The 1,106-nt window shown below is 45.5% G+C and carries 1 protein-coding gene; it reads left to right on the top strand.

Translation table 11 applies throughout. The features are described 5' to 3' along the window. Window positions 1-1,106: ABC transporter substrate-binding protein (locus tag R7127_RS26755; protein ID WP_318148743.1), on the top strand; the 1,106-nt coding region annotated here is incomplete at both ends.

The following is a 1,106-nucleotide window of genomic DNA, read 5'->3' as shown; positions in this document are numbered from 1 at the left end:
TCTTAGATATTTAGATTTTCTGCTCAAACATTTTGAACCGCATAAGCATCATTTAGTGACGCTTAGCGAACTCGAATCTGTGATTTGCACGTCCAGACGTAACGTTTCCATTGTGATGAAAAAGCTGGCGGCTTACGGTTGGGTGGATTGGCAACCGGCGATTGGGCGAAGCAACCCAAGCCGCTTGAGTATCACCATTACTTTGCAACAAGCGATGACCGAGTTTTTGGTGGAAGAGCTTGCTAGGGGCAGAATGAATTCGATAACAAAGCTTATCGATTGGTTCGGCCAAACGGCGGTTCGTTCGCTTACGATTGCATCGGAAAAAGTGAACGAGCTGAATGAGTCTAAAAACGCCATTCTTATTTCTTCTTATCCGTGGGTGTCAAATATCGATCCCGCAGAGACCTTCCGTCATACCGAATTACACGTAGTCAAAAGTGTTTATGATGGGCTGCTAACACAAAACTCCAATGGTGGCATTGAGCCCGCTTTAGCGCATGAATGGAAAATGGAAGAAAACGTCATGACGTTATGGTTAAGGCCGGGCATTTTTCGTCATGATGGTGAGCTTCTGAGCATAGACGACGTGGTTTGGAGTTTAGAAAGACTCAAGCAAATTAAAGGACCGGTTTATGAGCTCTGGCAATGCATTGAAACCGTTACAGCCGAAACACCGAACTGCTTGAAGATAGTGCTCAAACGCGCAAACCAATTCTTTCCATACATGTTAGCCACGCCACATGCCTCAATATTGTGTCGAGACACGGCCTCTTTTGGCTCGGGTTATTCATATCATATCGGTACTGGGCCATTTCGAATCAGCAGCTGGAACAAAGAGAGCATCACGCTGCAAGCGCACAAAGAGTATTTTTCTGCACGCGCGCTTTTGGATCAAATTACGCTTTCTCACGGTGATGTTCAAAACTTAAATATGCTGAGTTTCAATCAAGTCTCGGATCATGTTGAGATTGAAAAAATCAGCGCATTTTCCTATCTCACCTATCGTGAGAGGCGAGATTCGCAACTGACGAAACAAGAGTGGCGCCAGCTTGCCAACTATATTAATCAGCAGAAGCAGCACCATGAGCCACAAAGTGCCGTCG

The organism is Vibrio sp. 1159 (genome assembly GCF_033340395.1).
Classification (GTDB): domain Bacteria; phylum Pseudomonadota; class Gammaproteobacteria; order Enterobacterales; family Vibrionaceae; genus Vibrio; species Vibrio alginolyticus.
Note: the sequence above shows the minus strand (reverse complement) of the source record. Positions and strands in the feature narration are given on the sequence as shown.